The organism is Vibrio sp. 10N.222.46.A1, assembly GCF_041473595.1.
GTDB classification, from domain to species: Bacteria; Pseudomonadota; Gammaproteobacteria; order Enterobacterales; family Vibrionaceae; genus Vibrio; species Vibrio tasmaniensis_A.
The window spans coordinates 1-4364 of sequence record NZ_JBFRSN010000318.1; the positions used below are offsets into that span (position 1 = coordinate 1).

At 43.4% G+C, this 4364-nt stretch carries 4 protein-coding genes; 2 read left to right on the forward strand and 2 right to left on the reverse strand.

What is annotated here, in order from left to right; translation table 11 throughout:
- Positions 1 to 262: 262 nt before the first annotated feature.
- Both AB4496_RS10385 and AB4496_RS10390 read right to left on the reverse strand, forming a co-directional pair.
- Positions 263 to 1660 carry a HAMP domain-containing sensor histidine kinase gene (locus AB4496_RS10385; RefSeq protein ID WP_102258560.1) on the reverse strand — a complete coding sequence of 466 codons (1398 nt, stop codon included), beginning with the start codon at positions 1658 to 1660 and terminating at the stop codon, positions 263 to 265.
- Entirely contained in the window at positions 1644 to 2318 is a 675-nt protein-coding gene (locus AB4496_RS10390; RefSeq protein ID WP_009846974.1) for a response regulator transcription factor, read from the reverse strand. The genes AB4496_RS10385 and AB4496_RS10390 overlap by 17 nt, the downstream gene beginning before the upstream one ends.
- A 244-nt stretch (positions 2319 to 2562) precedes the next feature.
- Between AB4496_RS10390 and AB4496_RS10395 the strand changes: the two genes are divergently transcribed.
- Together AB4496_RS10395 and AB4496_RS10400 are read left to right on the forward strand one after the other, a co-directional pair.
- Positions 2563 to 3060: a heme-binding protein gene (locus AB4496_RS10395; RefSeq protein WP_102258562.1), complete on the forward strand. Its 498-nt coding sequence runs from the start codon at positions 2563 to 2565 to the stop codon at positions 3058 to 3060.
- Positions 3061 to 3543: 483 nt separating this feature from the next.
- The gene (locus AB4496_RS10400) at positions 3544 to 4065 is read left to right on the forward strand and encodes a YcxB family protein (RefSeq protein ID WP_102258563.1); all 522 of its coding nucleotides are present in this window, start codon (positions 3544 to 3546) and stop codon (positions 4063 to 4065) included.
- Positions 4066 to 4364 lie beyond the last annotated feature (299 nt).

A 4364-nucleotide genomic window follows, 5' to 3' on the forward strand; every position in this document is an offset into this window, starting at 1 on the left:
GATGATCAGAAGTTCAGCATACGCCCAGTTATTGGCATATGCCAACAACTATCATGTGAAAAATAAGATTTACTGGATCGATAGCTAAGGTCAAAAGCTACAAGCTACAAGCAGCCAATAGGGTTGGCGCAGGTTACTCTACCTCCCGAACCTGTTCATGGAGAACCTCCCTTCCCCAAAACAAGAATGCCCCACTAGTGCGGGGCATTCTTTGTGCGTAAGAGTTGAAATTTCAAAGACGAAGTGACGATATAAATCGTTGTTACAACGAAAGAGTAAAAGTACTTCCCACACCCAATTCAGATTCAACGACTAGCGTTCCTTCTAGATTCTCGACCATGGCAAGCGCTAAAGATAATCCAAGACCATACCCCTCGATATTGCTGCGGCTGCTGTCGACTCGGTAAAGTCGGTCAAAAATCAAGTCCTGATATTTCTGTTCAATGCCCACACCGGTGTCCTGGATACTTATCTCGACCTTACCTTCGGTGCTTTGCTCCGCTTTGACCGTCACTCTTCCTTCGGGCTCGGTGTACTTAATCGCGTTATCAACAAGATTAACCAACACCTGAGTCAACTTATCAGGGTCTGACTGAATCGCAAGACCATCAGCGCTCTCAACCACCAGCTCGATTCGTTTGTCCTCTGCAACATCTTCATACCAGCTCACCACATTGCTAATCACGTCAGAGACCTGAGTCGGCACTTTCTGTGGTATGCGCTTTCCGGTCAGCTCGTCGTTCAACTTCATCAAGGCGGTTAACATATTGCTTGCCTGCATGGCGTGTTCAGAACAATCTGCCAATGCGTCTTTCATCGCTTGTTGGTCGGCGTTATTGAGCAATGCCGTTTGGGAGGCTAACGTAATACGCGACAAAGGAGTTCGAATATCATGAGCGATCGCATCGACGGTCGTATTCAAGGTTGTCGTCACGTGCTGTAACTTGGCAACCGCAGTATGGACACTAGAGCTGATCACGTTGAGCCCTTGCGCTAAATCAGATTCGGCTTCATTTTTAGTGCTAGGAAATTCTAACTGCCCTTTTTTCAGCTTATCGAGCAGGTCGCCAAAGGTCACTAACGGAGACATCGCACTCTGGATGATGTTACGAGTGAATACTGCGGTCACAGCCACGAGAGCAAGCAACGCATATAAGGTCATTAGCCATTGATTGTAGGCGATAAAGTCTCTTGCTCGGTTATCCAAAACCAACCAGAAATCATACTGCTCCCCTTCAATAGGTAACGACATATAGGGACTAAAGATGAAGCTCTCTAGCCATGAACGATTGTCATCAATTTGGTAGTTAGAAAAAGGCTGTGCTGTTGATAAATGTTGAACACCAGCGATAAACACGCCATCAGATGAAGCGCCCTTCTCAAGCTTATACGCCGCAATGTTGTTTTCGAGTAGCCGATGAGGATTCGCCTCTAAAACATGAATCAATCGCTCACTCGAATCGTAAGTCAAAATACGCTGATACTCGGTCGACATAGACGTAAGGATCTTCTTTTCCGTTTGGTAAAGGTCGAAAAAGAAGATCGCCCCAACAATCAGTTCCACCAGCAGCAAGCAGAGCAGTAAAGTCGACATAAAGCGAACCAACAAATGTCTCTGCGTTTTAGCAAGCGCCTGTTCAATACTACGACTTGAGGACATAGCCAACACCTCGAAGTGTGTGAATTAACGGCTTAGAAAAACCCTTATCAACTTTGCTGCGAAGCCTACAAACCAAAACATCGACCACGTTGGTTTGCGGATCAAACTGATGCCCCCAAACATGCTCAAGAATCGCCGTTTTCGACATCACAGCCTCTCGGTTTTCGAGCAGTAATTTCATCAACATAAACTCGCGCTGATTAATGGTGATCGTTTGTTGATCTCTTTGCAGCGTGTGTTTAAGTAGGTCTAAGCTAAGCGGGCCGTAATGCAATTCTAATGGCTGAGTTGTCGGTTGCTTACCTCGACGCACCAAGGTTTGGCAACGAGCCAATAACTCAGGAAATGCAAAAGGTTTTACCAAATAATCATCAGCACCTGACTGTAGCCCTTGCACTCGTTCTTCCACTGAGTGTTTGGCACTTAATATGATGACGGGCGTCGCGTAGCCTTGCCCTCTGAGTTCAGCCAACACTTCAAACCCATCTTTCTTTGGCAACATGATATCGAGAATGATCACGTCATACTCTTCGGTTACGGCCTCGTGTAATCCATCAACACCATCTGTTGCGTGTGTCACCGTTATCCCTTCTTGCTGAAAACCATTCACCAAAAATCTCGCGATATGAATGTCATCTTCAATCAATAGTATTTTCATTAACGTCCGTTTATTTATTTGCCGTGGTCTTAATACACTCTATCAATATCCTTTCTCGAATATAACCAACATTGCAACTTTGTAATGTTCAAGAAAGCCAGTCGTAATCATGCATTCGTTAGTATGAACCAGTTGATTAAAAACACCCTTTCTAAACAAACAAAAAATAGAATTCGGAATTTGAAAAACGAATATTTTTTGAAAACAGATTCTTTTTGAAAACAGATGCTTTAACGGAGTAAACATGAAAACGACAAACCTAACAGTACTAGCAGCAACCCTTGGTTTCCTTAGCCTTTCTCACAATGCAATGGCAGCAGAAACACAAACGGTCTCTTTCACTCAAATATCATCAGAAGCGGCCTTCAAGCTTGCCCATGAAGCCGTTAATCAATGTGAAGCCGATGGCTACAAGGTTTCTGCGACTGTTGTCGACTTGTCGGGCAATGTGATTGCTCAACTACGTTCTGACGGCGCAGGCATCCACACTCTTGATAGCTCACGCAAAAAAGCGTTCACAGTGGCAAGCATGAAGCAGCCGTCAGGTAACCTGATGAAACTCATCGCCGACAAACCTATCATGCAACCCTTGCAGAATATGGACGACAACTTGTTGTTCCTGGCGGGTGGTGTTCCGGTACAACTGAACAATGCCATGATAGGCGCGATTGGTGTGGGTGGCGCTCCAGGTGGCCACTTAGATGTCGCTTGTGCTGAAAAAGCGATTAAGAAGTTTTTCTAAGAAAACCCATTAACAGAAAACTAATTGGCTAGCCCTATTTGATTATACGCTAGCCTCTAAATACCTCGCACTTGCGGGGTAATTTGTTATAAGAACAACATTTCATCTGATAGAAAGTAAGCGGTCTAACATCATTCATTTAATATAGAAACGTATAGAACAGCTGTTACTTTGGGTTAAAATTACAACAACGAAAAAAGAAAAGCCGTGAGTATAGGAAGACTGGGGTCGCCAAGTTGGTGTCGCATGAAGTCGGTATCTAAAGCGCAATACAATGGCTGGAGCAACAAGGTTACTTAAAATAGCTATGAGACATGACAGCTTGTCGCGGGGCGACCACTTAGCTACAGCGTAACAATTTAGCTATCATGCGAGTAAACGCATTCAGTATTATTGATTTACAAAAGAGGATTGAAACCGCTAAGACAAACCAGCGTGAAGCGATATAATGCGCCTCAACAAAGAACTACAAAGTAGCCACACATGCCTAAAGATCCCGGTTTCACCACAGAATACACCCTCGACAAAACGTTTTTCGCAGAGTGTTATGACCAAACTAGCCTTCCGACTCAGTTTCCAAAAGCCTATTTAAAGGCATTTTTGTTTCTTATTTTTGGTTGGGTTCTATTGGAGTTTGAACTGTTACCTAGTGGCTACGTAGGCTGGTTTTTTATCGTTTTGAGTGTGATTGAAGCGTTCAGTGTATATTGCAAGAGAACCTGGTGGTTATGGCGACAAAAAATCAGCTCAGGTGCTGGCAGCAAAGTGGTCTTTTCAGGGGATACTGATGGTGTGAGTTATAAAAACCGTAAAGCCACCAATACTATCGCTTGGCGTGACATCGACCAACTTGAACAAACCGATTTAGGTTTTATCCTTCATATTGGAAAACAGCGCCAATACGTCAGTAAATCTTGTCTAAACGATGAAGCCGTTGCGTTCATGGTTGAGCAACACGAAGCTTCCAAAGCACCCAAAGCACCCAAAGCACCCAAAGCAAATTAGCATCAATAAATGCCTGCCAATTTGGCAGGCATTTTTCTATCATCTTTAATAATTCGTATGGCACAACTAAAAAAGCAGCTGAGAAAAGCTATTATTCTCATAGACACAGTGAAAACTTTTTAGCCATTGTTGATCAATCTTCTCAAGCATTCCCATTAATCCCACCCATTCCAATAAACCCATCCTGTTGGATTATAAAGTCAATTTAACGACTTAATTTCGAACATAATTCCTTCCATTTTGTAGAACATAAATTAAAACGTTTTTTGTATTGGCCGTACTTTCCAATACAAAAAACG

Coding starts and splice junctions, on each gene's coding strand:
- AB4496_RS10400 (WP_102258563.1), top strand. CDS start 3,544: ATGCCTAAAGATCCCGGTTTCACCACAGAATACACCCTCGACAAAACG.
- AB4496_RS10390 (WP_009846974.1), bottom strand. CDS start 2,318: ATGAAAATACTATTGATTGAAGATGACATTCATATCGCGAGATTTTTG.
- AB4496_RS10385 (WP_102258560.1), bottom strand. CDS start 1,660: ATGTCCTCAAGTCGTAGTATTGAACAGGCGCTTGCTAAAACGCAGAGA.
- AB4496_RS10395 (WP_102258562.1), top strand. CDS start 2,563: ATGAAAACGACAAACCTAACAGTACTAGCAGCAACCCTTGGTTTCCTT.